Annotated in this window: 22 protein-coding genes and 1 pseudogene; 10 read left to right on the forward strand and 13 right to left on the reverse strand. The window is 60.4% G+C overall.

The features are described 5' to 3' along the window. Positions 1 to 75 precede the first annotated feature (75 nt). The 8 genes from QNO18_RS03595 to QNO18_RS03630 all read right to left on the reverse strand — a co-directional run bounded on the left by QNO18_RS03595 (position 76) and on the right by QNO18_RS03630 (position 7592). Positions 76 to 1074: a flagellin gene (locus tag QNO18_RS03595; protein ID WP_283176564.1), complete on the reverse strand. Its 999-nt coding sequence runs from the start codon at positions 1072 to 1074 to the stop codon at positions 76 to 78. Between the two features lie 2 nt (positions 1075 to 1076). Further along, a complete protein-coding gene (flgK, locus tag QNO18_RS03600) occupies positions 1077 to 2531 on the reverse strand; it encodes a flagellar hook-associated protein FlgK (RefSeq protein ID WP_283176565.1) in 1455 nt (484 codons plus the stop codon). 6 nt (positions 2532 to 2537) lie between these two features. After that, a complete protein-coding gene (locus tag QNO18_RS03605) occupies positions 2538 to 3863 on the reverse strand; it encodes a flagellar hook-basal body complex protein (protein WP_198835248.1) in 1326 nt (441 codons plus the stop codon). A gap of 84 nt (positions 3864 to 3947) precedes the next feature. Further along, entirely contained in the window at positions 3948 to 4757 is an 810-nt protein-coding gene (locus QNO18_RS03610; RefSeq protein ID WP_283176566.1) for a flagellar motor protein MotB, read from the reverse strand. Positions 4758 to 4869: 112 nt separating this feature from the next. Further along, a complete protein-coding gene (dnaQ, locus tag QNO18_RS03615; RefSeq protein ID WP_283176567.1) occupies positions 4870 to 5568 on the reverse strand; it encodes a DNA polymerase III subunit epsilon in 699 nt (232 codons plus the stop codon). Next, complete coding sequence (coaE, locus tag QNO18_RS03620) at positions 5561 to 6163, reverse strand: dephospho-CoA kinase (protein WP_283176568.1); 603 nt, start codon at positions 6161 to 6163, stop codon at positions 5561 to 5563. Before coaE ends, dnaQ begins: the two co-directional genes overlap by 8 nt. After that, positions 6160 to 6999, reverse strand: a complete 840-nt coding sequence (locus QNO18_RS03625; protein WP_283176569.1) for a shikimate dehydrogenase — start codon at positions 6997 to 6999, stop codon at positions 6160 to 6162. The genes coaE and QNO18_RS03625 overlap by 4 nt, the downstream gene beginning before the upstream one ends. Continuing rightward, a complete protein-coding gene (locus QNO18_RS03630; protein ID WP_283178737.1) occupies positions 6996 to 7592 on the reverse strand; it encodes a Maf family protein in 597 nt (198 codons plus the stop codon). Before QNO18_RS03630 ends, QNO18_RS03625 begins: the two co-directional genes overlap by 4 nt. 610 nt (positions 7593 to 8202) lie before the next feature. On the opposite strand from QNO18_RS03630, the gene rho reads away from it, so the two are divergent. The 7 genes from rho to QNO18_RS03665 are packed head-to-tail and all read left to right on the forward strand — an operon-like array spanning position 8203 to position 14988. Next, positions 8203 to 9471, forward strand: a complete 1269-nt coding sequence (rho, locus tag QNO18_RS03635) for a transcription termination factor Rho (RefSeq protein ID WP_092902145.1) — start codon at positions 8203 to 8205, stop codon at positions 9469 to 9471. A 21-nt stretch (positions 9472 to 9492) separates the two neighbouring features. Beyond that, entirely contained in the window at positions 9493 to 10773 is a 1281-nt protein-coding gene (gene mnmE / locus QNO18_RS03640; RefSeq protein ID WP_283176570.1) for a tRNA uridine-5-carboxymethylaminomethyl(34) synthesis GTPase MnmE, read from the forward strand. 11 nt (positions 10774 to 10784) lie between these two features. After that, entirely contained in the window at positions 10785 to 12650 is a 1866-nt protein-coding gene (gene mnmG, locus QNO18_RS03645; RefSeq protein WP_283176571.1) for a tRNA uridine-5-carboxymethylaminomethyl(34) synthesis enzyme MnmG, read from the forward strand. 3 nt (positions 12651 to 12653) lie between these two features. Then, positions 12654 to 13127: a 16S rRNA (guanine(527)-N(7))-methyltransferase RsmG gene (locus QNO18_RS03650; RefSeq protein ID WP_283176572.1), complete on the forward strand. Its 474-nt coding sequence runs from the start codon at positions 12654 to 12656 to the stop codon at positions 13125 to 13127. Beyond that, positions 13124 to 13288 carry a hypothetical protein gene (locus QNO18_RS03655; protein WP_283176573.1) on the forward strand — a complete coding sequence of 55 codons (165 nt, stop codon included), beginning with the start codon at positions 13124 to 13126 and terminating at the stop codon, positions 13286 to 13288. Before QNO18_RS03650 ends, QNO18_RS03655 begins: the two co-directional genes overlap by 4 nt. Before the next feature lie 4 nt (positions 13289 to 13292). Next, positions 13293 to 14078, forward strand: a complete 786-nt coding sequence (locus QNO18_RS03660; protein WP_198835404.1) for a ParA family protein — start codon at positions 13293 to 13295, stop codon at positions 14076 to 14078. A 22-nt stretch (positions 14079 to 14100) separates the two neighbouring features. Further along, on the forward strand, positions 14101 to 14988 hold the full coding sequence (locus tag QNO18_RS03665) for a ParB/RepB/Spo0J family partition protein (protein ID WP_283176574.1): 888 nt from the start codon (positions 14101 to 14103) through the stop codon (positions 14986 to 14988). Here the strand turns inward: QNO18_RS03665 and hemW are convergent, their stop codons facing one another. The 3 genes from hemW to rph are packed head-to-tail and all read right to left on the reverse strand — an operon-like array spanning position 14989 to position 17482. Then, positions 14989 to 16161, reverse strand: coding sequence for a radical SAM family heme chaperone HemW (gene hemW / locus QNO18_RS03670; protein ID WP_283176575.1), 1173 nt, complete (start codon positions 16159 to 16161; stop codon positions 14989 to 14991). Further along, positions 16158 to 16769: a non-canonical purine NTP pyrophosphatase gene (locus QNO18_RS03675; protein WP_283176576.1), complete on the reverse strand. Its 612-nt coding sequence runs from the start codon at positions 16767 to 16769 to the stop codon at positions 16158 to 16160. The genes hemW and QNO18_RS03675 overlap by 4 nt, the downstream gene beginning before the upstream one ends. Beyond that, on the reverse strand, positions 16766 to 17482 hold the full coding sequence (rph, locus tag QNO18_RS03680; protein ID WP_283176577.1) for a ribonuclease PH: 717 nt from the start codon (positions 17480 to 17482) through the stop codon (positions 16766 to 16768). The genes QNO18_RS03675 and rph overlap by 4 nt, the downstream gene beginning before the upstream one ends. Before the next feature lie 144 nt (positions 17483 to 17626). Here rph and hrcA point away from each other — a divergent pair, with 144 nt between their 5' ends. Both hrcA and QNO18_RS03690 read left to right on the forward strand, forming a co-directional pair. After that, positions 17627 to 18697, forward strand: coding sequence for a heat-inducible transcriptional repressor HrcA (gene hrcA, locus QNO18_RS03685; RefSeq protein WP_198835237.1), 1071 nt, complete (start codon positions 17627 to 17629; stop codon positions 18695 to 18697). A 41-nt stretch (positions 18698 to 18738) separates the two neighbouring features. Then, positions 18739 to 19278 carry a nucleotide exchange factor GrpE gene (locus QNO18_RS03690; protein ID WP_283176578.1) on the forward strand — a complete coding sequence of 180 codons (540 nt, stop codon included), beginning with the start codon at positions 18739 to 18741 and terminating at the stop codon, positions 19276 to 19278. Here the strand turns inward: QNO18_RS03690 and mutS are convergent. After that, positions 19279 to 21909: pseudogene (gene mutS / locus QNO18_RS03695) on the reverse strand (DNA mismatch repair protein MutS). It lies immediately after the preceding gene. Between the two features lie 128 nt (positions 21910 to 22037). Here mutS and QNO18_RS03700 point away from each other — a divergent pair. Then, positions 22038 to 24293: an NADP-dependent malic enzyme gene (locus tag QNO18_RS03700; RefSeq protein WP_283176579.1), complete on the forward strand. Its 2256-nt coding sequence runs from the start codon at positions 22038 to 22040 to the stop codon at positions 24291 to 24293. 87 nt (positions 24294 to 24380) lie between these two features. Here QNO18_RS03700 and QNO18_RS03705 read toward each other — a convergent pair whose 3' ends face one another. Next, complete coding sequence (locus tag QNO18_RS03705) at positions 24381 to 25613, reverse strand: argininosuccinate synthase (RefSeq protein ID WP_283176580.1); 1233 nt, start codon at positions 25611 to 25613, stop codon at positions 24381 to 24383. Positions 25614 to 25680 lie beyond the last annotated feature (67 nt).

A 25680-nucleotide genomic window follows, 5' to 3' on the forward strand; every position in this document is an offset into this window, starting at 1 on the left:
CCGGGATCGACAGGGCGAGACTTGAGACAAGCAGCAGGATCAGACCTTGTAAGGCGTAAGCAAAGATATTCGGTTTCACCGGAGATATCCCGTCAGGCTGAGTTGCGACAGTCGCGCTGTGATGGTGTAGAATGCATCCAGTCTGCTCTCGAGATCCTTAAGGCGCACCGTAGCCTCATAGGGATCTGCTTCGGTCAGGCTGTTGCGTGTCAGGGCAAGTGCCGATTTCTCCGCAGAATTGCGACTTTGTGCCTGAGACAGTTGTTGCTCAACCGTGCCAATCCTGCTGGCGAGGACAGTCCTCGCTTCGGAAGAGCTGAAAAGGTTCTCACCCGCCCTGAGCGCAAGGGCAGACCGCGAAGCGTGATCTCCTGTAAAGAGACCCCGGTCAAGCAAAGCCACCTTAGAGAGGCCCGCCAGTGTCGCGCGGATTGCAGGGTCAAGGGCAGTGAAGGGAAGCGATGCCGTCTCTCCAGGTGCCACATTGAGGCCAGCCCGACCCTGGCCTCCGGTGTATAATGCCTCATATCCGGCGGTCCCTTTGAACCAGTCATCTATCCCGTTGGAAATATCGTCAATATCTGTCAGGCCGGCGATCGCGGTCTCGAGTGCCGTGAGGATCGCCTCGGATCCGGGCAAAGCCAGTTGGTCAGAAGCATCGCCGCCAAAAACCGACTTGTCGGCAAGGCGGGTGTTCAGCGCTGATATGGCAGTGTTGAAATCACGCGTGCCGGTGGACAGGATCGAAGAAAGCAGGGTGTCAGACGCGCCACTGGTTACGCGCAGCAGGTTAGCTGCGAGCTCTGTGGTCGCTTCAGAAATGACAGATAAAGCGCGCTGCATCGCCTCGCCCATCAGGGTAAGTTCGGTGGTGGCTGCGGCAAACCCGGAAAGTCGGGCAAGGGCATGATCTGTCGCGGCCAGAGCAGAAAAGTCGCCACGCAAAGCTTTACCCTGATCAGAAAACTTGCCGGTCATCATCTCTTGCGTGGCCTTTTGCAGGCCCGCACGAAGTTCAGACGACTGTCGCAGAAGTGCCGGGGTCAGAAACGGGTTTGAGCTTATGCGTTCCATCGTCAAAGCCCCAACAGAGTTTTGATCATTTCATCCACGACCTGAATGACCCGCGCATTGGCCGCGTAGTTTTTCTCAATCACCAGCAGCGACTGCAGCTCTTCATCGGTGTTCACGCCCGAAGCGGCCTCGATGTCGGACAATGCCGTGTATCTCGCGGCAGTATAGCTTTGTTCGGTCTCCTGTGTGACGCGCTGAGAGGAGGTTCGGGACAGAATGGCTGCTGCCAGGCCTGCGAGGCTCCTGGTGCCACCGGGGATCGGCGATGCGATGGCGCGGTTGGTGTTGAGCGCTGAGGAGAGTGAATTGAGGAGCGTGGAGTTTCCAACAGGGCCCGGCGTGAGCGCGCCGAGCCCGTCGCGCAGCCGCGTGACTTCTCCGCCTTTCAAAGGATCTGTGGCGAAATTCAATGCGATACGTGACGCCAGACCCACCTCATCAGCGGGATCAAAGGCCAGACCGCCATCGGTGAACAATCCGGGGGCACCAGCAGGTAAAGTGGGATCGAGACCTGCTGCGCTGAACCTTTCAATCATGTCACGCGCCAATGCATCGAGCACAGACTGGCCTTCAACAGCCAGCTCGTCGCGAACCGCGAAGAGCGCCCCGAGCTCTCCACCAAGGATCATGCTGCTGCTTCCTGTGGTTGCCATCGGTTTGCCGTTGATGGTCAGCCCATAGAGGCCTCCGCTGGCCTGGGTCATTTCAGGCACGATTGTATGGACTTCGGTGAAACCGAAGCTCACAGGGTTTCCGTCCAGCAGAAGGGCGCCCCCGGCAGAGATCAGCGCAATCTGATTGCCGTCTCGTGGCATTTCCTTCAGCGGAATGATGCTGGCAATGCTGTCGATCACCTGCTGACGCTGATCCATCAACGCCGAGGCATCCCGACCGGAGCCGCTGTGAGAGGCGATCATCCGGTTCAGCTCCTGAACCTGGCGCAGGCCGCTGTTCAGACTTTCCACAGCCGAAGCGATGCCTTTCTCGGCCTTGAGACGTTCAGCCTGGATGGCGTCACTCGCCTGATTCAATCCGGTGGCAAGGGATCTTGCTGCCGAAACCGCCGCAGCAAGCCTTGCCTCGGATTCGGGATGGCTCGCGGCCTCAAGTAAAGTGGTGTCCAGCGTGCTGACGCGGGAAACCAGGGATCCCGGAGATTCAGTTGTGCCGAGAATGGTCTCAAGCCGGTTGAGAAAGCCTGCCTTGGTCGCGCTGTCACCCGCAGCGGCCTGAGCGCCCCTGCGGTCATTGATCAGATAGAGATCTGCATGTCTGGTGATGCCGACCACGCGCACGCCCTGACCCGATCCTCCGAGGTTAAGAGCCGAAAGCGAAACGGAACGGCGCGCGTAGCCCAAAGTCGTTGCATTTGCGACATTGTTGGACACCGCCTCAGCCTGCCGCGAGGTGGCGGTCAGTCCGGTCAGCGCGGAATTGAGGGCCGAGGTGATGCTCATTTTGCGTTACCGTTTGATATTGGTGGTTTCCTGCAACATTTCGTCGACGGTCTGGATGACCTTGGCGTTCGATGAATAGGCCCGCTGCGTCTGAATCAGCGAAGTCAGTTCTGCCGCAACATCTGTGGTCGATCCCTCACGGGCATAGCCTTCAATCGAGCCGGTCGGGCCGTCACCGGCATCCCAGAGGAAGAAAGAGCCCGATTGCGGCGAGACCTGATAGGTCTGGTTATGCAGCGAGATCAGGCCATTGGGATTCGGCACATCGACCAGCGGGATCTGGTAGAGCACGCGGTTGAACCCGGTATCATAGGTTGCGATGATATAGCCGTTCGGATTGATCTCGACCGTGGTGAGATTGCCGACGGGCGATCCGTCCTTGGTGATCTGCACCGGCGCAAAATCATCGGAAAGCTGGGTCAGACCGTTCGGATCACCGACGCGGCCGATGGCGACGCTCATCGGGCCGCCGGCCACGGTCAGCGGCAGAGTTCCGGTGGCACCGTCATAAGCCGGCCAGGCCGGAACCGCCGGAACCGCAACAACTGTCGCGAGCGTGCCGCCAGCCGCGCGGGAATCGTCAAAGGTCAGAACATATTCCCCGATGATCGCATTATTGCTGGCAGAATCGCGGATCACCATGGTCCAGGTGTTGGATGGCGGGCTGCCTGCCGCCGGAACGGTCGGCGTGAAGTTGAAATCCAGAGATTCCGACGTGCCGAGATTGCCGAAATATTCGATCGCGAAGGGCAGCGGATCGCCGGTGGCGCCGGCTTCGGTACCCGTGGCCGGCAGGTTGACCCCCGCCGTGATCTGGGTGGTCGGATCGCCGGCGGTCTGGTTCGCATTGATCACAACCGGTACCAGGCCGGTGATCGTATCCCGCGGGAAGACCGGAATGCTGCCATCCGACGTGGCAGGCCAGCCCATCAGCACCAGACCGGACTGGGTTTTCAGCACACCATTCGCATCGGTTCGGAAAGAGCCGGTCGTTGTCATCAAAAGCGCGCGGTCTACTGAATTGACCCCCAGAGATACTTCGGTGATCACTGGCAGCATCCCGCGCCCGGAAACCGCAATGTCCAGCGGATGCGAAGTGCCGACAAGGCCGCCGCGTTCTTCGATCAGTCGCATGGTCGAGGCGCGAACGCCGCCTGCCGAATAGGTGCCAGAGCCGCGATTGTTCGTGATCACCATGCTGGAGAATTCAGCATGGGCGCGTTTATAGCCGAAAGTGCCCGAATTCGCGATATTGTCTGAGATGGTCGCGAGCCGCGTCGCGTTGGCACTGAGCCCGGCTACGCCGGCATTGAGCGCGGAGGAAATCGTCATCAGTCGCACCTTTATCCTGAATGAGCTTGCGACAGGTTTGGCCCGGAGGACTGAATTTTCCGCTAACAGATAAAATTATCGGGATTACCGGTCACGCCGCAGCAGCACGATCTCGATCCGGTTGTTGCGCCGCGATGCCGGATCGGCCACGGCGGGCTTGCGGTCAGCAAAGCCCCCGATGCGGCTGAACCGGGTCGCCTGAATGCCGGCCCTCTGGAGCAGACTGCGCATGGCACGGGCACGATCGGCCGTCAGTTCCCAGCCCGGATTTTCAACCAGCGTGACCGGATAGCTTTGCACATAGGCGTTCACCGCAAGACCATTCACGGTCAGATTGAGCACCTCGGCCAGCATCCGCGCCAGATGCATGGTAACCTCTTGCGGCTCGGCGGTATGGCCCTTGAACAGGCTGGCGTCATCAAGATCGAAGAGCTCGATCACAAGGCCTTCATCGGTGACCCGGGTGACAACATGGCGCATCAGTTGTTCCATGGTGCGGCTTTCGCCGCCACGATCGAACAGGGCTTCTTGGACGGTTTTCACCATCTCGGCCTGGGCTTTTTCCTCGGCCTCGCCGGCGCCAGTCTGGCTGGCGAGGCCGCCGCGGCCCATGGCGGTCCGGTCCTCCTCGGAGAAAATGGATTCACCGCCCAGTGTGCCATCACCGCCACCTGAAACCTTGCTGAGCGGGATCGACGGATTGAAGTAATCCGACAGTCCCTTGCGTTGTTTTTCTGTCGTCGCATTCAGCAGCCACATCAGCAGGAAGAAGGCCATCATTGCGGTCACGAAATCCGCATAGGCCACTTTCCAGGCGCCGCCATGATGGCCGCCGCCCGAAACCACTTTCTTCCGTTTGATGATGACTGGCGGCGCATTACTTTGCCCGGCCATTCCCGTCACCCTTTTCACTCACCCGGGGCCAGGATCACAGGTCGGAATGAAGAACGGCTTAAAGTTATGATTTTTAGGGAATAGTCCAGAAAAAGCCCTGATCTTCGACGGCTCAGCTCCGCTTCAGCCAGATAGCGGCATCGCCCAGTTTCGCAACAAATGCCTCATGCGCGGCTGTTTCCGCAGCGGTGATCCGCGCGGGCAATGCGGTCGGGCGGGGACGGGGGCGCCAGTCTCCGTCCAACTGCCCAGCACTTGCGGGGCTGTTGCTTTGTATTGGCGCCAGCACGAGGTCGGGCTGACGACCCCCGACCAGTTCGAGATAGACCTCGGCGAGGATTTCGCTGTCGAGCAGCGCGCCGTGTTTTTCACGCCGGGAATTGTCGACGCCAAAACGCCGGCAAAGCGCATCCAGCGAGGCAGGCGAGCCGGGAAAGCGCTGCCGCGCGATGGCCAGCGTGTCGATGGCGCGCGCCCAGGGAATATCGGCCAGCCCCATACGCTTCAGTTCGAAATTCAGAAACTTCATATCAAAGGCTGCGTTATGGATCACCAGTTTCGCATCACCGACGAAATCCACAAATGCCTGGCCGATTTTCGCGAAAACCGGCTTGTCGCTGAGGAATTCGCTGCTGAGCCCGTGCACTTCGAAGGCGCCCTGCGGCATGTCGCGTTCGGGGTTGATATATTGGTGATAAACCTTGCCGGTGGGCAGGTGGTTGAACAGCTCGACCGCGCCGATCTCGACGATGCGGTCGCCCTGTTCCGGGTCAAAGCCGGTGGTCTCGGTATCAAGGACGATTTCACGCATTCTGGCCCGCCATTCCTGCGCGCAGATGCGCGATCAGCGCCTGTACATACACCCGGGTGCTGTCGATTGACAGGGTTTCGACGATATGGGTGGCGCGGGCGCGCTTGTCCTGGTCGGGCATCTGGCGCGAAAGGACCAGGTCAAGCTGCGCCGCCGTCATACCGGGCCGCGCAAGGACGCGGGCGCGTTGCAAAGCGGCAGGTGCCGTGACCAGCAGCGACGCGTCACATTCCCGGTCGATGCCTTTCTCAAACAGAAGCGGCACATCGAGCAGCAGGATATCGGACCCGGTATGGGCCAGAAATGCGGCCCGATCTTCCGCAACAAGCGGATGGATCAGCTGTTCCAGCTGTTTCAGGCGCGAGGGATCGGCGGCCAGCAGCGTCTTTAATGTTTCCCGTGAAACACCCTGATCGGAAACCGCTTCGGGAAAAGACCCCGCCAGAGCTGCGGCACCCTTTGCGCCGGGGGCATAAAGCCGGTGCACCGCCGCATCCGCATCCCAGACCGGGATACCTGCGTCCCAGAACATTGCGGCCGTGGTCGATTTCCCCATGCCGATGGAGCCGGTCAGGCCAAGGCAGAAAGCTCTCATGCGTTCAGAACCGCGAGGCGGGTCTCCTCATCCACCACCGGGCGTTTGCCGAACCAGCGCTCGAACCCGGGCACGGCCTGGTGCAGCAACATTCCGAGCCCGTCGACCACCGTGCAGCCACGCGCTTCAGCCTCGGTCAGCAGGCCGGTTTTCAACGGCGCATAGACAATGTCAGTCACAAGGCAGCGCTGGCTGATCCGGTCGAGATCAATGACAAGGTCTGGCTTGCCGGTCATGCCGAGCGAGGTCGTGTTCACCAATGTGGCACAACCTTCGATCATCGCGCCGACATGGGTCCAGTCCCAGACCACCACTTTCGCTCCGAAGTCCGAACGCATGGCCTCGGCCCTGGGGCGGGTGCGGTTGACGATGCGGATCTCGGGTGCACCGACCTCGATCAGCGCCGCGACAACGGCACGGGCCGCACCACCAGCGCCCAGCACCGCAGCCGGACCGGCGGTCGGATCCCAGAAAGGCGCGTTCTGCCTCAGGTTGGAAATAAAGCCGGACCCATCGGTATTATCCGCATGGATCTTACCATCTTTCCGGAAAATCAATGTGTTAGCAGCACCTATCAGCGCCGCACGATCGGTAATGATATCCGCGATCTTCAGGATCGCCTCTTTATGGGGAATGGTGACATTGGCCCCGACAAACCCCATCTGCGGCAGGGTGCGCAAGACATGCGCCAGATCCTGAGGCGCCACATCCATAGGGATATAATGCCCCGCGAGACCATAGCGCTTCAGCCAATAGCCATGCAGCGCCGGGCTGCGGCTATGCGCGATCGGATGCCCGATCACACCGGCCAGCGGAATACGCGGATGGTCAGTCATGCGGGAATATCCCCTCTCAGCGAAAGCCAGTTCAGAAGGGGAAGTAAGGGCAGCCCCAGAATCGTGAAGTGATCCCCCTGGCACGAGGAGAACAGCCGAATGCCCTCCTCTTCAAGCCGGTATCCACCGACGGAATGACGGATTTTATCCCAGTTGCGCGAGATATAGCCGTCAAGCCACAGATCCCCGAAATCCCGCATCGTAAGCCGCGCCTCGCTCACGTGACGCCAGAGCGGCTGGCCGCCCTGGCAAACCACCACCGCCGAGATCAGACGGTGGGTTTTGCCGCGCAGATCTACCAGCTGGGCGCGCGCCGCCTCCGGGCTTTCAGGCTTGGCAAAGATCCGGCCATTCAGCTCGAGCAGTTGGTCCGAGCCGATCACCAGCGCCTCTGGCCGCTTGCCCGAGATTTTCAGCGCCTTGGTTTCCGCCAGTGCGTCGGCGACATCGCGCGGCTTTGCACTCTCAGCCTCCAAAGCGCGGCGAATGCTGTCTTCATCCACCCGCGCCGCAAGGCTCTCAAACGCCAGGCCCGCCGCCCGCAACATGGCGATTCTCGTCTCCGAGGCAGAGGCCAGCACCAAAGCCGGCATTTTCTTGCCTGCGACGTCTTCGGAAAAATCAGAGGGCACTTGTGGATAATCCTGTTTTGTTCGGGGGAAGACTCGGCCGGTTATCCCATGCCTCAGGGCCAGGGTCGGGATATCCTCAAAAAGCGCCCGCACGCGACCCCGGTTATCCCACTGCGCATGCTGTTTTCCACCATCGATCCGCGCGGGGGTTTTGCGCGGGCTGTGACATTTCTCCTCCACAGGCCGATGCCTGGAAACGCTGTTCTAAGAACATGATATAAATAGATAAATCAAAACACCATGCATTTTTTCCCAATCTTTCCCACTTCTGTCCACAGGTGGAAAACTCAAGGGAAAATGCCCCGGAACTGCCGCTATCCTGTTATCCTCAGGGCCTACTACAACATCATCCTTCATATCTTTCTCTTAAATATATTATGAACTCTGCACGGGTTTGTGCCTCCCAGCTCGCATTTCGCCTTCTGAGCGGCCTTTCTGCTCAGAAAGATTGACTTACAGCCCCAGTCCCCCTATCTGCAGGCAATGCGGGGCCGTCCGGTCCTGACGCTTCCCTTTTTCAGCCTCTGATCCAGCATCGCGCCGCACGCGCGTCTGGCATAATGGTATTGCGATGACAGAACGCCTCAACCTCTCCGATCTCAAGGCCAAGACCCCGGCCGATCTTCTCGCCATGGCGGAGGAGTGGGAGATCGAGAATGCGCCCTCGATGCGCAAGGGCGAGATGATGTTCCAGATCCTCAAGGAACATGCCGAGGAAGGCTGGGAAATCGGTGGCGATGGCGTCCTTGAGGTTCTGCAGGATGGTTTCGGCTTTCTGCGCAGCCCTTCGGCCAACTATCTGCCTGGCCCCGATGACATCTATGTCGGCCCCGAGATGATCCGTCAGTTTTCGCTGCGCACCGGCGATTCCATCGAAGGCGTGATCAAGGCCCCGTCCGAGAATGAGCGCTATTTCAGCCTTGTGAAGGCGACGCTGATCAATTTCGACGATCCGGAGCGCGCGAAACACAAGGTCCATTTCGACAACCTGACGCCGCTTTACCCGGAAGAGCGGCTGAAGATGGAAATCGAGGATCCGACGATCAAGGACCGCTCGGCCCGGATCATCGATCTGGTGGCGCCGATCGGTAAAGGCCAGCGGGCGCTGATCGTGGCCCCGCCGCGCACGGGTAAGACGGTTCTTCTGCAAAACATCGCGCGCTCGGTCGCGGCGAACCACCCGGAATGCTATCTGATCGTGCTGCTGATCGATGAGCGGCCCGAGGAAGTTACCGATATGCAGCGTTCGGTGAAGGGTGAGGTTGTGTCCTCGACCTTTGACGAGCCGGCGACGCGCCACGTGGCTGTGGCCGAGATGGTGATCGAAAAGGCCAAGCGCCTGGTTGAACATAAACGAGATGTTGTGATCCTTCTTGATTCGATCACAAGACTTGGTCGTGCCTTTAACACAGTCGTGCCGAGCTCGGGCAAGGTTCTGACCGGTGGTGTGGACGCCAACGCGCTGCAACGCCCCAAGCGTTTCTTCGGTGCAGCACGGAATATCGAAGAGGGCGGCTCGCTGACGATCATTGCGACCGCGCTGATTGATACCGGCTCACGGATGGATGAAGTTATCTTCGAAGAATTCAAAGGCACCGGTAACTCTGAGATCGTTCTGGATCGGAAAGTGGCCGACAAGCGCGTCTTCCCGGCGATGGACATCCTCAAATCCGGCACACGGAAAGAGGATCTCCTGGTCGATAAATCCGATCTGCAGAAGACCTATGTGCTGCGCCGCATCCTGAACCCGATGGGCACCACCGACGCTATCGAATTCCTGATCGGCAAGCTGAAACAGACCAAGTCGAATTCCGAGTTCTTCGACTCGATGAATACCTGATCGGGGGCCAGCGGGGTTGCGATGGCTGACACGATCTATGCCAGCGCGACAGCTCGTGGGCGGGCGGGCGTCGCGGTAATCAGGGTCTCTGGCCCGAATTCTTTCGCCATATGCAAAGTACTGACAGGCGCGGCTCCAAAGCCGCGCCTTGCCAGTTTGCGCAATATCGCGTGGCAGGGTCAACATCTCGACCAGGCTCTGGTGTTGGGCTTTGTGGAAAATGCCAGCTTTACCGGCGAAGAAGTGATCGAGCTGCAAACCCATGGCGGGTTGGCGGTGGTCAATGCCGTGCTGCGGGCTATTGGCGAAACCGGCCTTGCGCGTATGGCAGAGGCGGGCGAATTTACCCGGCGGGCGCTCGACAATGGCATGCTCGACCTGACACAGGTCGAGGGGCTGGCCGACCTGATTGACGCTGAAACCGAGGCGCAGCGTAAGCAGGCGCTGCGGGTATTGTCTGGTAGTATCGGAAAAACAGTTGATCACTGGCGAAGCCGCCTGATCCGGGCCGCGGCTCTGATCGAGGCAACGATTGATTTTGCTGATGAAGACGTGCCAGTCGATGTGACCCCGGAAGTGCGCGAGATTCTGACAGCGCTATCGGGTGAGATTGCCCGCGAAGCGGCGGCCGTTTCAGCCGCAGAACGCATTCGCGAAGGTTTCGAGGTCGCGATTATTGGCCCACCGAATGCCGGAAAATCCACACTTCTCAATCGCCTGGCAGGTCGGGAGGCGGCGATTACGTCGGAAATAGCGGGCACCACGCGGGATGTGATCGAGGTCAGGATGGACCTATCCGGCCTCGCGGTTACCTTGCTCGACACCGCCGGGCTCAGGGAAAGCGACGATCTCGTGGAGCGCGAAGGTATCAGACGGGCGATCCAGCGCGCTGAGGCCGCCGATTTGCGGTTGTTCCTCGGGGAGGGTGATCTTGGGATTGCGCTTCGGGATGGTGATATCCAGCTGAGCGGGAAGGCCGACCTTGGTGGTCCTGGCCCTGGCCTCGCGGTCTCGGGTCTCACTGGCGAAGGAATTGACGCTTTGCTGCAGCAAGTTACAGCGCGGCTCTCGGAAAAAGTCGCTGGTGCTGGTATAATGGTGCGTGAACGGCATCGGCATGCGCTGGAGCAGGGAATCACCGCGATCGGGGCTGTGTTGCAGATGATGGATAACGGTGTTCAGTCCGAGATTGTGGCGGAAGAGTTGCGTCAGGTATTGCGATCACTGGACAGTCTGGTTGGGCGTGTTGATGTCGAAGAATTGCTGGGCGAGATCTTCGCCAGCTTCTGTATCGGAAAGTGAGGGTGTTTCACGTGAAACATTTTGATGTTCTGGTGGTCGGCGGCGGCCATGCCGGGGCCGAGGCCGCAGCGGCTGCTGCGCGTATCGGGGTGCGAACGGCATTGGTGACAATGCGCGCAGAGACAATAGGCGTCATGTCCTGCAACCCGGCGATTGGCGGTCTTGGAAAGGGCCATCTCGTTCGGGAAATTGATGCGATGGACGGCATTATGGGCCGGGCCGGAGATATGGCTGGTATTCAGTACCGGCTTTTGAATCGCAGAAAGGGCCCCGCAGTACAGGGGCCAAGGACCCAGGCTGATCGTAAACTCTATCGCCGTGCGGTGCAGAGTTTGCTGGCCGAGGAAGCCTGTCTTTCTGTCATTGAGGGCGAGGCGGCCGGGTTGATCACTCTGGCAGGGCGCGTTACCGGATTGCGGCTGGCTGATGGGTCAGAGATTTCTGCAGCGGCCATCGTGCTCACAACCGGCACATTCCTGAACGGCCTGATCCATGTAGGTGACCAAAGCCGCCCTGGTGGTCGCGTTGGCGATCAAGCTTCTGTCCGACTTGCACAGCAGATCCATGATCTTGGTCTGGAAACTGGGCGCCTTAAAACCGGGACGCCACCGCGACTGGACGGGAAGTCGATTGACTGGAGCCGGCTGGAAATGCAGCCCGCCGATGAAGATCCGGTTCTCCTGTCGTTTATGAATAATAAAGCGGTCGCAAGGCAGATTTCCTGCGGCATTACGCATACCTCTGCGGCCACGCATCAGATTATTCGTGATAATCTTAATCGTTCGGCAATGTATGGCGGCCATATTGATGGAGTCGGCCCCCGTTACTGCCCCTCGATCGAAGATAAAGTCGTGCGCTTTGCCGACAAGGACAGCCATCAGGTCTTTCTGGAACCCGAAGGCCTAGATGATGACACTGTCTATCCAAACGGAATATCGACCTCTTTGCCCGCTGAAATACAGGAGGCTTACGTCCGGACCATGGCTGGCCTTGAGAATGTGGCCATTCTTCAGCCAGGCTATGCCATTGAATATGACTATCTCGACCCGCGGGGGTTGAAGTCGTCGCTGGAAACTAAAGCTCTCGCCGGCCTATATCTTGCGGGGCAGATCAATGGAACCACAGGATATGAAGAGGCGGCAGCCCAAGGCATGGTTGCCGGGCTGAACGCCGCGCGAGCCTCAAGGACGCAGGAGCCGGTGAGCTTCTCGCGCAGTGACAGCTATATCGGGGTCATGATTGATGATCTGGTCACCCGTGGCGTCACCGAGCCCTATCGTATGTTCACCTCGCGGGCCGAGTACCGGCTTAGCCTGCGTGCAGATAACGCGGATCAGCGCCTGACGCCCAAGGGCCAGGAGGTGGGTTGTGTCCGGGAGGCGCGCAGCCGCGCATTCGGAGCGAAAATGGAGGCCCTCGGGGCGATCACCGAGGTTTTAACAGCGGCAAAGTTCACCCCAAAAGAGCTTGCCGAGGTCGGAATCACCGTCAGCAAAGACGGCGCCAGACGGACCGCCTGGGATCTGATGGCCATGCCGGAATATGATCCGGCCGTTTTGGATGGGCTGGTGCCGGCGCTTGCAGATCATCCGGCTGCCGCAAGGGCGCAGGCGGAAATCGAGTCGCTTTATTCCCAATATACGGATCGGCAGGCCGCTGCGGCCGAAGAGCTTCGTCGCCATGAGGCGATGAAGATTCCGGCAGATTTCGATTATGCCGCGCTTTCCGGTCTTTCGGCGGAGCTTACCGGGAAATTGCTGCGTAAGCTGCCGGAAACTATCCAGCAGGCGCGTCAGATTGAAGGGATGACCCCGGCCGCAGTGATGCTGCTGATTGCATCGCTGCGCAAGATCGCAGCGGCCAGACTGGCCGGGTGACCCTTGGATCAAGCACTTTGGAATGACCTGGGCATCAGCCCGGAAGGCCTTGAAAAGCTAAGGCTATACGAGGCACTGACCGCAAAATGGACGCAGAAGATCAATCTGATCTCACGCTCCACTGTGGGAGAGATCTGGGCGCGGCATATCGAGGATTCGGCGCGGATCTTTCTGCTTGCGCCGGAGCAACCCCAGCTCTGGGCAGATTTCGGGTCGGGCGGCGGATTTCCTGGGATCGTTGTTGCCGCTTTGCTTCAGGATCGTGGTCTTGCAACCAGGGTGGTTCTCGTTGAATCGGACCAACGCAAGGCCACCTTCCTGCGTGAGGCGGCGCGTCAGATGGGTATCCCGGTTGATGTGCGGGCCGAGCGAGCCGAGGCCATTGCGCCACTTGGGGCAGATGTTGTGTCCGCAAGAGCGCTTGCCCCCTGGATATGCTTTGCGCGATTGCCGAGCGACACGGATCGCCCGATATGACCTGTCTTTTTCCGAAGGGCGAGAGCTGGGCAGATGAGGTTGCGGCGGCGCAGAAAAACTGGCGCTTCGATCTGGAGGCGGCGGACGATCCGGGGCATAAAGGATCAGCCACCCTGAAATTAAGGACAGTGCGCCGTGCCAGCCGCGATTCCCAAGACTGACGCCATGCCCTTTCCGGCGCATGTCATCGCCGTCGCCAACCAGAAAGGCGGCGTTGGGAAGACCACGACCGCGATAAATCTGTCGGCAGCCCTGGCCGAGAGGGGGCTGCGGATCCTGCTCGTCGATCTTGATCCCCAGGGTAACGCTTCGACGGGCCTTGGGGTTGCGACGAATGATCGTAAACTCACCACTTATGACCTGATTTTGTCGGACGGGGCACCGAACGCCATCATTCAGCGCACTTCAGTGAATAATCTGTGGATCAGCCCGGCGAATTCCGACCTGGCCTCGGCGGATATCGATCTTGTCGCCAATGAGAAGCGCAGTTTTCTGCTGCATGACGCTTTGCGCCACCCGGATATCGAGGCGATGGGCTTTGATGTCGTGCTGATTGACTGCCCGCCTTCGCTGTCTTTGCTGACGGTTAACGCGCTTGTGGCGGCGAATTCGGTGCTTGTGCCGCTTCAGGCCGAGTTTTTCGCGCTTGAGGGGCTCTCGCAGCTTCTTTTGACGGTGCGGGATGTGCGGCGTTCGGCGAATCCGGATCTTCGGATTGAGGGCGTTGTTCTGACGATGTATGATGGTCGCAACAATCTGGCGCAGCAGGTCGAGACTGATGCGCGCGAGAACCTTGGTGATATGGTGTTTCGCACCATCATCCCGCGCAATGTGCGGCTTTCTGAAGCGCCCTCTTTCGCCAAGCCGGTGACGGAATATGATCCGACCTCGCGCGGTGCCGAAGCCTATCGGTCTTTGGCCGGGGAAATTGCCGCTAAACTGCGGTCCTGACAACAAGAAGAAGAGGCAGAGCATGGAACGCAAAGGGCTTGGTCGTGGTCTTTCGGCATTGATGTCGGATGTGAATTTGCGCCCCGAGAGTGAGGGGCCGCGGCGGGCGGACACCAGGCTGCCGGTCGAAAAGCTGCAACCGAACCCGGAGCAGCCGCGCAAGGATTTCGACCAGGCGGCGCTGGAGGCGCTGGCAGATTCGCTGCGGCAGAAGGGGGTTATCCAGCCTCTGGTCGTGCGGGTCAAAGGCGACCATTACGAGATCGTCGCCGGCGAGCGGCGCTGGCGCGCGGCGCAGATAGCACAATTGCATGAAGTTCCGGTGGTGATCCGCGAGCTTGATGATACCGAAGTGCTGGAAATCGCGATCATCGAGAACATCCAGCGCGAAGATCTCAATGCGATTGAAGAGGCTTTGGGGCTGCGCCAGTTGATTGATCGTTTTGGTCATACCCAGGAAAAAGTGGCCGAGGCGCTGTCGAAAAGCCGCAGCCATGTGACCAATCTGCTAAGGCTGCTGAATCTGCCCGGTGACGTGCAAAAGATGGTGCGCGAGGGCGCGCTGTCGGCAGGTCATGCACGGGCTCTGATCACAGCGCCAGACCCTTTGCGGCTGGCCCAGACAGTGATCGCGCGCGGTCTTTCGGTGCGGGAGACTGAAAAGCTGGCCCGTGAGGCCCTGGAGCCGACGAAATCGACGTCGTCGGAGCAGTCTAGCGCGCGGGAAAGCACCAAAGATGCCGATACGCGCGCGCTGGAGGGAGATTTGTCGGCGCAGCTTGGGATGACTGTACGGATCGATCACAAGGGGCAGGGCGGCAGCCTGGTTATTTCCTATCGCGATCTGGAAGAGCTGGACCTGCTGTGCCAGCTGCTGTCTTCCGGGCCCTCGGGTCTGGCCCGCGACTGATCAGGCTTCTGACAGCTCCAGGATCAGCCGGTTGAGCAAAAGCCGGCCGGTCGCGGTGGCTGTCAGACGATCATCCTGCAGGGTGATGAAGCCATCCTTCTGCAGGGTTTCCAGCTTTTCGCTGTTCGGCCGACGTCCAAGCATCCTGGTGTAGCGGGGCAGTGACATGCCCTCACTCAGCCGCAATGACATCATCAGATATTCCAGCGCCTGATCCTGCGGGCTGATAGTTTCACGTGGAACTTCGCCTTTACCTGTTTTTCTCAGGGCTTCCAGCCAGAGCTCAGGTGACTTATGAGCGAGTGTTGCCACGCGTTGCCCGTTCAGAGTGAGGCGGCCATGTGCGCCCGGGCCGATGCCGAGATAGTCACCCATGCGCCAATAGGTCAGATTGTGGCGCGATTCACAGCCCGGTCGGGCATAGTTCGAGACTTCATACCCAAGCAAACCGGCTGTGCCACAGACGTCAGTGGTCAGATCATACATATCTGCTGCGAGGTCTTCATCCGGAAGACCCCGGAGCTTTCCGGCGTCATATAGCCTGGCAAAAACCGTGCCTTCCTCGACGGTCAGCTGGTAGAGCGAGATATGGTCGGGGCCTCGGGCCAGGACCTGGCGCAGTTCATCTCCCCATGAGGCGAGATCCTGATCCTGACGGGCATAGATCAGATCACAGGAGGTTCGGTCAAAAAGGTCACGGGCCAGATCCAATGCTGCCAGCCCCTCAGCGGCGCTATGCTGACGCCCGAGACGCAGCAGATCCTGATCATTCAATGCCTGAAGGCCGAGTGAGACACGATTAACGCCGGCCAGGCGATAAGACCTGAAACGCGATGCTTCTACGGAAGTCGGATTGGCCTCGAGTGTAACCTCAAAATCGTTTGTCATGCGCCAGTGGCGGGAAATCCGATCCAGAATGGCGCCAACCGTTTCGGGGTCCATCAGCGAGGGCGTGCCACCACCGAAGAATACCGAATGGAGGATACGTCCTCCGGTTTCTGTGGCAGCGCGATCCAGCTCGCGCAGATAGGCCTCTTTCCACTCGGCCTGATCAATTCTCGCACGTACATGGCTGTTGAAATCGCAATAGGGGCATTTTGCCTTGCAGAAGGGCCAATGAAGGTAGAGGGAGAAGCCTCCCTCTTGCCAGTCTTCTGCATGTTCCTGTTTCACGTGAAACACTTTTCCATGATAGCGGCGACTGCCCGTGCCCGGTGGCTTATCGCATTCTTTTGATCGGCTGACATCTCGGCAAAAGTCTGCGCGTAGCCGTCAGGCTGGAACATGGGATCGTAGCCATGGCCTTCAAGACCCCGGCGCGGCCAGATCAATTCTCCGGCGCAGCTGCCTTCGACGATTTCGTCATGACCATCGGGCCAGGCAAGAACCAGAGTGCACCGAAACTGGCCCAGGCGCGGGGCAGGCGCCCCGCGCTCTTCCAGCAGCGCCCAGGTTTTTTCCATCGCCATGCCGAAATCACGGCCATTCGGGGTTTCGGCCCAGTCAGCGGTATAGACACCCGGAGCCCCGTCCAGCGCATCAATCGTCAGGCCGGAATCATCAGCCAGCGCGGGAAGGCCGGTGGCCATTGCCGCATAATGTGCTTTGATCCGGCCGTTGCCGACGAATGTGTCCTCGGTCTCTTCCGGCTCATCCAGGTCAAACTCACCGGCGGAAATGCAACGGATGCCAAGCGGTGCCAGCAATGTCGCGAATTCCTCCAGCTTGCCTTTGTTGTGGCTCGCGATCACAAGCTGGTCGCCGGTGAATTTGCGGGTCATGCGCCAATGGCCTTCTTCTGTGCTTCGACCAGCGCCGCAGTGCCCTTAAGGCCAAGCCCGAGCAGGATGGTGAGGTCTTCAACCGCGAAGGGCGCGCCTTCTGCCGAGGCCTGAACCTCAACCAGCTTGCCCTTGCCGGTGATCACGAAATTGCCATCAGTGCCTGCTGCCGAGTCTTCGTCATAGTCAAGATCCAGCACATTCTGGCCGGCATAGATGCCGCAGGACACTGCCGCGACGTGATCGAGCAGCGGATCGCCGGTGACGAGGCCCTTTTGCATCAGCTTGTTCATTGCCAGGCGCAAAGCGACCCAGCCGCCAGTGATGGCCGCGCAGCGGGTGCCACCATCGGCCTGGATCACATCGCAATCGACGGTGATCTGACGTTCCCCAAGCGCTTGCCGGTCAACCACTGCGCGCAGGCTGCGACCTATAAGCCTTTGAATCTCTTGTGTTCTGCCGGATTGTTTGCCTGCAGCTGCCTCGCGGCGCGATCTGGTATGGGTGGATCGCGGCAACATGCCATATTCCGCCGTCACCCAGCCCATGCCGGTGTTGCGCAGGAAGGGCGGCGGCTTGTCTTCGATCGAAGCGGTGCAAAGCACATGGGTATTTCCCATCCGGATCAGGCAGGAGCCTTCGGCGTGAAGGGAAACCCCGGTTTCAATGGAAACCGTGCGAAGTTGGTCGAGCTCTCTTCCAGAGGGGCGCATGACTGATCCTTTCAAAGATTTGCGGTCAGATATGCGCGGGCAGGCGCCGGATGCAACCCTGATCACCAGGCGTAACAGGGGGCTGGCGCATTGACGGCGGGTGCTATTGGTCCTTAAGTCAAATGAAAGGCGGGCCGGGATGTAATGGCGGACAGAAAAGAGCTGCTGCAGCAAATGAGTGACAGGTCGCGCGAAGTTTTCCGGCGCGTGGTCGAGGGCTATCTTGAAACCGGTGAGCCGGTTGGATCGCGCACGCTTACCCGTAGCCTGAGCGAACAGATCTCGGCCGCGACCATCCGCAATGTGATGCAGGATCTGGAATTCCTCGGTCTGCTGGACAGCCCGCATATTTCGGCAGGGCGGATTCCGACGCAGCAGGGGCTGCGGCTGTTTGTCGACGGCTTTCTTGAGGTCGGAACGGTTGATCAGGCCGACCGCGCGCGGATCGATGCGACGCTCAGCGGCGAGGATCACGATGTTGGCATGGCGCTCGACCATGTTTCGGCGGCGCTTTCCTTCCTGACCGGAGGCGCCAGTATCGTGATGACGCCAAAGCATGAATCGGCACCGATCCGGCATATCGAATTTGTCTCGCTTTCGGCAGATCGGGCGCTTGTGGTGCTGGTCTTTGCCGATGGCCAGGTTGAGAACCGTCTGTTCCATCCGCCGCCCGGGCAAACACCGTCCTCGATGCGCGAGGCTGCGAATTTCCTTAATGCCATGGCGGGCGGGCGGACGCTTTCTGATCTGCGCCAGCATATCCGCGCCGAAGTAGCCGCCCGTCGCCAGGAAGTTGATGTTCTGGCGCGCGAGCTGGTCGAAAGCGGGCTGGCGGTCTGGGAGAATGCGGGCCTTTCGTCCGAGCGGCTGATTGTGCGCGGCCGTGCCAATCTGCTGGAAAGCGCCGGATCCGAGGATGTCGACCGGATCCGCAATCTTTTCGACGATCTCGAACGCAAGCGCGATATCGCGGAATTTCTGGAACTTGCGGATGAGGGTGACGGGGTGCGCATCTTCATCGGCTCGGAAAACAAACTCTTTTCACTTTCGGGTTCAAGTCTGGTCGTTTCCCCCTATATGAACGCCGAGCGAAAGATTATCGGTGCCGTCGGCGTGATCGGACCGACCCGGCTGAACTATGGGCGGGTTGTGCCGATTGTCGATTATACGGCGCAGCTCGTCGGTCGGATGGTTTCCGATCGCGGACGCGGTTGAAGTGAAAAGGGGCTGAGGCCCGAAAGACTTGAGGAGTGGTCATGGCGCAGGAAGACAACGCCGCCCAGGAAAACGGCCAGGCGGGCGATCTGCCGGAATATGAAGAGATGTCGCTTGACGAGCTGGAGACGATCCGTCTGGAACGTGACGAGTTCCGCGACAAGTTCATGCGCGCCCTGGCAGATGCCGAGAATTCGCGCAAACGGGCCGACCGGGATCGCCGCGAGGCCGAGCAATATGGCGGCACGCGGCTGGCACGGGATCTTCTGCCGGTTTATGATAACCTGAACCGCGCGCTTGCGGCCATTCCGGAAGAAAGCCGCGCCGCGTCGAGCGCGCTTATCGAAGGCGTCGAGCTGACGCTGCGGGAATTGTCCAAGGTGATGGACAAGCACGGGGTAAAGGCAGTGTCGCCGGCGGTCGGCGATCAGTTCGATCCGCAGATGCATGAGGCGATGTTTGAGGCGCCGGTGCCCGGAACCAAAGCCGGGCAGATCATCCAGGTGATGACCGAGGGCTTTATGCTCCATGACCGGCTGCTGCGTCCGGCGCAGGTGGGCGTGTCCTCGACCCCGGGCTGATCAGCCCAGCAGGGCCTTCAGCTCATAGATAAGATTTAGGGCCCCGATCGGCGTAAGCTGGTCGGGGCTCGTTTCTTTCAGCCGGGCTTCGATCCTGCTTTCCTGTGCGGGTTTCACGGCAGAAGGCGGAGGCGCGGCGCGGAACAGCGGCAGGTCGTCGATCAGGGCGGCTTGCTTCGTGCCCTGGCGGTCGCCCTGTTCAAGTGCTTCGAGAACCGTTTTCGCGCGTTCGATAACCGAAGGCGGCAGGCCGGCGAGCCGGGCGACCTGGACGCCGTAGCTGCGGTCGGCGGCGCCGCGCCTGACCTCATGCAGGAAGATCACCTCGCCTTCCCATTCACGAACCGAGACGGTGGCGTTTTCGACCCCGTCAAGCTTTGCGGAAAGCTGGGTCATTTCGTGGTAATGAGTGGCGAAGAGCGCGCGGCAGCGGTTGATTTCGTGCAGATGTTCCAGCGTGGCCCAGGCGATGGAAAGGCCATCCCAGGTGGCGGTGCCACGGCCGATCTCATCCAGGATGACAAGCGCCCGGTCATCGGCCTGGTTCAGGATGGCGGCGGTTTCCACCATTTCTACCATGAAGGTCGAGCGGCCCGCGCGAGGTCGTCTGATGCTCCGACGCGGCTGAAAAGCTGGCTGACAAGGCCGATATGGGCCGAGCGGGCCGGGACGAAGCTGCCGGCCTGGGCCATCAGCGCGATCAGGGCGTTCTGGCGCAGGAAGGTTGATTTACCCGCCATATTCGGGCCGGTCAGCAGCCAGATCGCCGGGGAATTGCCGGTGGTCAGATCGCAGTCATTGGCGACAAAGCTCTGCCCGCCCTGGCGTCTGAGGGCCCGTTCGACCACCGGATGGCGTCCGCCCCCGATCAGGAAGGCGCGGCTGTCATCGACCTTTGGCTCTGTCCAGTCGCCCTCGGCGGCGAGATCGGCAAAGCCTGCGCAGAGGTCGATTTCGGCCAGGGCGCGCGCTGTGGCGCCTATTGGGCCGGCCTGGTCGAGAATCGCGCGTTTCAGGCTTTCATAGTGACGTTTTTCCAGCTCCAGCGCCCGGTTGGACGAGTTCAGGATCCGGGTTTCCAGATCGGACAGCGCGACCGTGGTGAACCGCACCTGACCGGCGGTGGTCTGGCGGTGGATGAAGAGGTCGGGATGGGCGCGGAGTTTTTCCTCATGCGTTGTGGTGACTTCGATGAAATAGCCCAGCACGTTGTTATGTTTGATCTTCAGCGCGGGCACACCGGCATGCTCGGAATATTGCGCCTGCATTCCGGCGATCACACCCGGCCTTCGTCGCGCAGCTGGCGGTTTCATCCAGTTCATGGTCGAAACCGGTGGCGATAAAGCCACCATCGCGGGCCAGCAGCGGCGGCTCGGCCACCAGCGCCTGGTCCAGCAGGCCCACCAGGGTTTCATGGCGGTGAGCGCCTGCGAGGCTTCGCTCAGCAGATCGGGCAGGTCGTTCAGTTTGCCGGTCAGGCTCAGGGCTGGGTCAGGCCGGCGCGGATCGCGGTCAGATCCCGCGGGCCGCCCCGATCCAGCGCAAGGCGCGACAGCGCGCGGTCCATATCGGGCACGCGGCGCAGGTCGTCGCGCAGATCTTCGCGGAGCCTGCTTTTATCCAGGAGCGCACGCAACGCGTCATGGCGGCTGCGGATCGTGGTCAGATCGCGCGCGGGGCGAGGAGAGGCGGCGCTCCAGCAGGCGCGCGCCGGGGCGGCGGTCACGGGTGCGGTCGATGGCGGCCAGCAGCGATCCCTCGCGCCCGCCGAAAGCGCCTGGGTGATTTCGAGATTGCGCCGGGTCGAGGCGTCGATCTGCATGGTGCCGCCGGGCAGTTCTTTGATCGGCGGCGCAACAGCGGCACCCGGCCGGCCGCGCTGCGTCAGGTCAAGATAGTCCGACCAGCCCGCCCATCGCCCGCGATTTCGGCGCGGGTAAATGATCCGAACCCTTCCAGAGAGCTGACCTGCCACAGCGCGCAAAGCCGCTTTTCGGCACCGGTGGAATCGAAACTCGCACGGGCCAGCGGCGTCATCGCGGCGCCGGAATCAGTCACCAGGCTTGCGATTTCGGTCGATTCTTCATCCGGAACCAGCAATTCGCGCGGCGCAAGCCGGGCCAGCTCTGGCCCGAGACGCGCCAGCGCGCAGGGCATGACCCGGAACTCGCCGGTCGAGATATCGCACCAGGCCAGCGCGCCCTCATCGCGCAAAGCGGTATAGGCGGCGAGGTAATTATGGCGCCGCGCTTCGAGCAGGGAATCCTCGGTCAGGGTGCCGGGGGTTACCAGCCGCACCACATCGCGTTTCACAACCGATTTCGAGCCGCGCTTCTTTGCTTCGGCCGGGTCTTCCAGCTGTTCGGCGATGGCGACACGGAATCCCTTGCGGATCAGTGTCAGCAGATAGCCTTCGGCGGCGTGATAGGGCACGCCGCACATGGCAATCGGCTCGCCCTTGTGGAACCCGCGTTTGGTCAGCGCGATATCCAGCGCCTCGGACGCCGCCAGGGCGTCATCAAAGAACATCTCGTAGAAGTCGCCCATCCGGTAGAACAACAAAGCCCCAGGATTCTGCGCTTTGATGTCGAGATATTGCGCCATCATTGGCGTGACGGTTTCGTCTGACATGGTTCCCCGGGCTTCGGCGCCGACCCTACAAAAACGAAGGCGTGACGAAAAGGCCGTCATCCGGGCTTTTCATTTCATGCGTGACAAGGCATGTGCAAAGTAACTTTAATTCGCACCATGGCCCGAAAATGACCCGTTCCAGAACCACGCCGGAAGAAGCCCTCGCTTATCATTTCGAGCCGCGTCCGGGGAAGTACGAGATCACAGCGTCGAAGCCAATGGCGACGCAGCGTGATCTGTCGCTGGCCTATTCGCCCGGGGTTGCAGTACCGGTTCAGGCCATCGCCGACCGGCCCGAGACGGCTTATGATTACACGGTCAAAGGCAATATGGTCGCCGTTATCTCGAACGGAACCGCGATTCTGGGGATGGGGAACCTTGGCGCGCTGGCCTCGAAGCCGGTGATGGAGGGAAAGGCGGTTCTTTTCAAACGCTTTGCAGATGTGAATGCGATCGATATCGAACTTGATACCGAAGACGCGGATGACATCATCAGGGCGGTCAAGCTGATGTCACCGACCTTTGGCGGCATCAACCTTGAAGATATCAAGGCGCCGGAATGCTTTATCATCGAACAGCGTCTGAAGGAGATCTGCGATATCCCGGTCTTCCATGATGACCAGCATGGCACAGCGGTGATCTGCGCGGCGGGGTTGATCAACGCGCTGGAGATCTCGGGCAAGAAGATCCAGGACGTGAAGATCGTTCTGAACGGGGCAGGGGCCGCCGGGATTGCCTGTCTGGAGCTGTTGAAATCCATGGGCGCGCGGCATGAGAATTGCATCATGTGCGACACCAAGGGCGTGATTTACCAGGGCCGTACCGAGGGTATGAACCAATGGAAATCGGCCCATGCCGTGAAGACCGATGCGCGCAGCCTTGAAGAGGCGATGATCGGCGCGGATGTGTTCCTGGGCGTTTCGGCCAAGGGTGCGGTGACGCCCGAGATGGTCGCCTCGATGGCGGAAAATCCGGTGATCTTCGCGATGGCGAACCCGGATCCGGAGATCACGCCGGAAGAGGCCCATGCGGTCCGCGCCGATGCGATCGTGGCAACCGGGCGTTCAGATTACCCGAACCAGGTCAATAACGTGCTGGGCTTCCCCTATCTCTTCCGGGGTGCGCTGGATATCCATGCCCGCGCGATCAATGACGAGATGAAGATCGCCTGTGCCCAGGCGCTGGCCAAACTCGCCCGCGAAGATGTGCCCGACGAGGTCGCGATGGCCTATGGGCGCAAGCTTTCCTTCGGGCGTGACTACATCATTCCGACGCCGTTTGACCCGCGTCTGATCTATGTCGTGCCGCCGGCGGTGGCCAAGGCCGGGATGGATACAGGCGTGGCGCGCCGCCCGATCATCGATATGAAATCCTATGAGGCAAGCCTGAAGGCGCGGATGGACCCGACGGCGACCATTCTGCAGGGCCTGCATGCAAGGGCGCGCCAGGCCCAGGCCCGGATGATCTTCGCCGAGGGCGATGACCCGCGTGTCCTGCGCGCGGCGGTGGCCTGGCAGCGGTCTGGTCTGGGAAAATCGCTGGTTGTGGGCCGCGAGGCGGATGTGCGCGAAAAGCTGGAGACTGCCGGTCTGGGCGACGCGGTGCGCGAGCTTGAGGTGGTGAATGCCGCCAATTCACGCCATCTCGATCACTATAAGGACTTTCTTTACAAACGCCTGCAACGTCAGGGTCATGATCGCCAGGATATTCACCGCATCGCGGCACGTGACCGGCATGTGTTTGCATCCCTGATGCTCGCACATGGGCATGGCGATGGGCTGGTGACCGGCGCAACCCGAAAATCGGCACATGTCCTTTCTCTGATCAACAATGTGTTCGACGCGAAAGCCGTCGATGGCGCGGTGGGGGTGACAGCGCTGCTGCATAAGGGGCGGATCGTCTTCATCACCGATACCCTGGTGCATGAATGGCCCGATGAAGAGGATCTGGCGACCATCGCGACCCGCGCCGCCGGCGTGGCGCGCTCAATGGGGGTCGACCCTCGCGTGGCATTCGTCAGCTTCTCGACCTTTGGCTATCCGGTATCAGAGCGCGCCACCAAAATGCATCGGGCTGTCGATGTGCTGGACCGGCGCGGTGTCGATTTCGAATATGATGGCGAGATGACCGTCGATGTCGCGCTGAACACAGATCAGATGGCGGCCTATCCGTTCTGTCGCCTGACCGGGCCCGCGAATATCCTCGTGGTGCCGGCGCGGCATTCGGCCTCGATCTCGGTCAAGCTAATGCAGGAAATGGCAGGCGCCACGGTGATCGGGCCGATCCTGTCGGGCGTGAACAAGCCGATCCAGATCTGTTCGACCTCTTCCACCGTCAATGACATCCTGAATATGGCGGTGATGGCGGCCTGTAAGGTGGGGTAAGGACCTAAGGTGGGGCAAGAACCTCTGGCCCGACCCAAAAATTGCTGTCAGTGCGGGGCCTTACCGGTCCCGCACTGAATCCGGCAATCAGCCTTTTTTCGCGACGCGCGCATTGCGGGTGGCGATCAGCCGCAGGCGCAGCGCGTTCAGGCGGATAAAGCCCGCCGCGTCTTTCTGATCGTAAGCACCGGCATCTTCTTCGAAAGTGACATGCTTCTCAGAATAAAGCGTGTGATCCGACCAGCGGGCGACAGTGCGCGCGACGCCTTTGTAAAGCTTCAGCTTCACGGTGCCAGAGACATGCTCCTGGGTCTTATCGATCAGGGCCTGCAGCGCCTCGCGCTCCGGCGAGAACCAGAAGCCGTTATAGATCAGCTCGGCATAGCGCGGCATGATCGAGTCCTTGAGGTGACCCGCGCCGCTGTCGAGCGTGATCTGTTCGATGCCGCGATGGGCTTCCAGCATGATGGTACCGCCGGGGGTCTCGTAAACGCCGCGCGACTTCATGCCGACGAAACGGTTTTCGACGAAATCGAGCAACCCGATGCCGTGCTTGCCGCCCAGTTCGTTCAACCGGGTGAGCATGGTGGCCGGCGACAGCGCCTCGCCATTCAGCGCAACCGGATCGCCCTTTTCGAAGGTGATTTCGATAAATTCCGGAGTGTTCGGGGCGTCTTCCACCGCGACAATGCGCGAGGCGACATAGTCGGGTGCTTCAATTGCCGGGTCTTCCAGCACGGTGCCCTCGGACGAGGTATGCAGCAGGTTCGCGTCGACCGAGAAGGGGGCCTCGCCACGCTTGTTTTTCGCGACCGGAATCTGGTTCGCCTCGGCGAATTCCAGCAGTTTGGTGCGGGAGGAGAGATCCCATTCCCGCCAGGGTGCGATCACCCGGATCGACGGATCAAGCGCCGCAACGCCCAGCTCGAACCGGACCTGATCATTGCCTTTGCCGGTCGCGCCATGCGCCACGGCATCGGCGCCGGTGGCCTGAGCGATCTCAACGAGGTGCTTCGCGATCAGCGGCCGCGCGATCGAGGTGCCAAGCAGGTAAAGCCCCTCATAGACCGCATTGGCGCGGAACATCGGGAAGACGAAATCACGCACGAATTCCTCGCGCAGGTCGAGGATGTGGATATTTTCCTCTTTGATCCCCAGCAGCAGCGCTTTCTGGCGCGCTGGTTCCAGCTCTTCGCCCTGGCCGAGATCGGCGGTGAAGGTCACCACTTCGCAGCCATATTCGGTTTGCAGCCATTTGAGGATGATCGAAGTGTCGAGGCCGCCCGAATAGGCAAGCACGACTTTGCTGGGCTTTTTCATGGGACGGGCTCCATATCCGGTTTCGCCCGCGATTAGCGGGAAACCTGGGGAAGGGCAAGCGCGGCCG

Origin of the sequence: Gemmobacter sp. 24YEA27, assembly GCF_030052995.1 — a bacterium.
GTDB lineage: Bacteria > Pseudomonadota > Alphaproteobacteria > Rhodobacterales > Rhodobacteraceae > Pseudogemmobacter.

Excerpts from the sequence above, each read along its gene's own strand:
- QNO18_RS03595 (WP_283176564.1), bottom strand. The coding sequence starts at position 1,074 with ATGGAACGCATAAGCTCAAACCCGTTTCTGACCCCGGCACTTCTGCGA.
- flgK (WP_283176565.1), bottom strand. The coding sequence starts at position 2,531 with ATGAGCATCACCTCGGCCCTCAATTCCGCGCTGACCGGACTGACCGCC.
- QNO18_RS03605 (WP_198835248.1), bottom strand. The coding sequence starts at position 3,863 with ATGACGATTTCCTCCGCGCTCAATGCCGGCGTAGCCGGGCTCAGTGCC.
- QNO18_RS03610 (WP_283176566.1), bottom strand. The coding sequence starts at position 4,757 with ATGGCCGGGCAAAGTAATGCGCCGCCAGTCATCATCAAACGGAAGAAA.
- dnaQ (WP_283176567.1), bottom strand. The coding sequence starts at position 5,568 with ATGCGTGAAATCGTCCTTGATACCGAGACCACCGGCTTTGACCCGGAA.
- coaE (WP_283176568.1), bottom strand. The coding sequence starts at position 6,163 with ATGAGAGCTTTCTGCCTTGGCCTGACCGGCTCCATCGGCATGGGGAAA.
- QNO18_RS03625 (WP_283176569.1), bottom strand. The coding sequence starts at position 6,999 with ATGACTGACCATCCGCGTATTCCGCTGGCCGGTGTGATCGGGCATCCG.
- QNO18_RS03630 (WP_283178737.1), bottom strand. The coding sequence starts at position 7,592 with ATGCCGGCTTTGGTGCTGGCCTCTGCCTCGGAGACGAGAATCGCCATG.
- rho (WP_092902145.1), top strand. The coding sequence starts at position 8,203 with ATGACAGAACGCCTCAACCTCTCCGATCTCAAGGCCAAGACCCCGGCC.
- mnmE (WP_283176570.1), top strand. The coding sequence starts at position 9,493 with ATGGCTGACACGATCTATGCCAGCGCGACAGCTCGTGGGCGGGCGGGC.
- QNO18_RS03655 (WP_283176573.1), top strand. The coding sequence starts at position 13,124 with ATGACCTGTCTTTTTCCGAAGGGCGAGAGCTGGGCAGATGAGGTTGCG.
- QNO18_RS03660 (WP_198835404.1), top strand. The coding sequence starts at position 13,293 with ATGCCCTTTCCGGCGCATGTCATCGCCGTCGCCAACCAGAAAGGCGGC.
- QNO18_RS03665 (WP_283176574.1), top strand. The coding sequence starts at position 14,101 with ATGGAACGCAAAGGGCTTGGTCGTGGTCTTTCGGCATTGATGTCGGAT.
- QNO18_RS03675 (WP_283176576.1), bottom strand. The coding sequence starts at position 16,769 with ATGACCCGCAAATTCACCGGCGACCAGCTTGTGATCGCGAGCCACAAC.
- rph (WP_283176577.1), bottom strand. The coding sequence starts at position 17,482 with ATGCGCCCCTCTGGAAGAGAGCTCGACCAACTTCGCACGGTTTCCATT.
- hrcA (WP_198835237.1), top strand. The coding sequence starts at position 17,627 with ATGGCGGACAGAAAAGAGCTGCTGCAGCAAATGAGTGACAGGTCGCGC.
- QNO18_RS03690 (WP_283176578.1), top strand. The coding sequence starts at position 18,739 with ATGGCGCAGGAAGACAACGCCGCCCAGGAAAACGGCCAGGCGGGCGAT.
- QNO18_RS03700 (WP_283176579.1), top strand. The coding sequence starts at position 22,038 with ATGACCCGTTCCAGAACCACGCCGGAAGAAGCCCTCGCTTATCATTTC.
- QNO18_RS03705 (WP_283176580.1), bottom strand. The coding sequence starts at position 25,613 with ATGAAAAAGCCCAGCAAAGTCGTGCTTGCCTATTCGGGCGGCCTCGAC.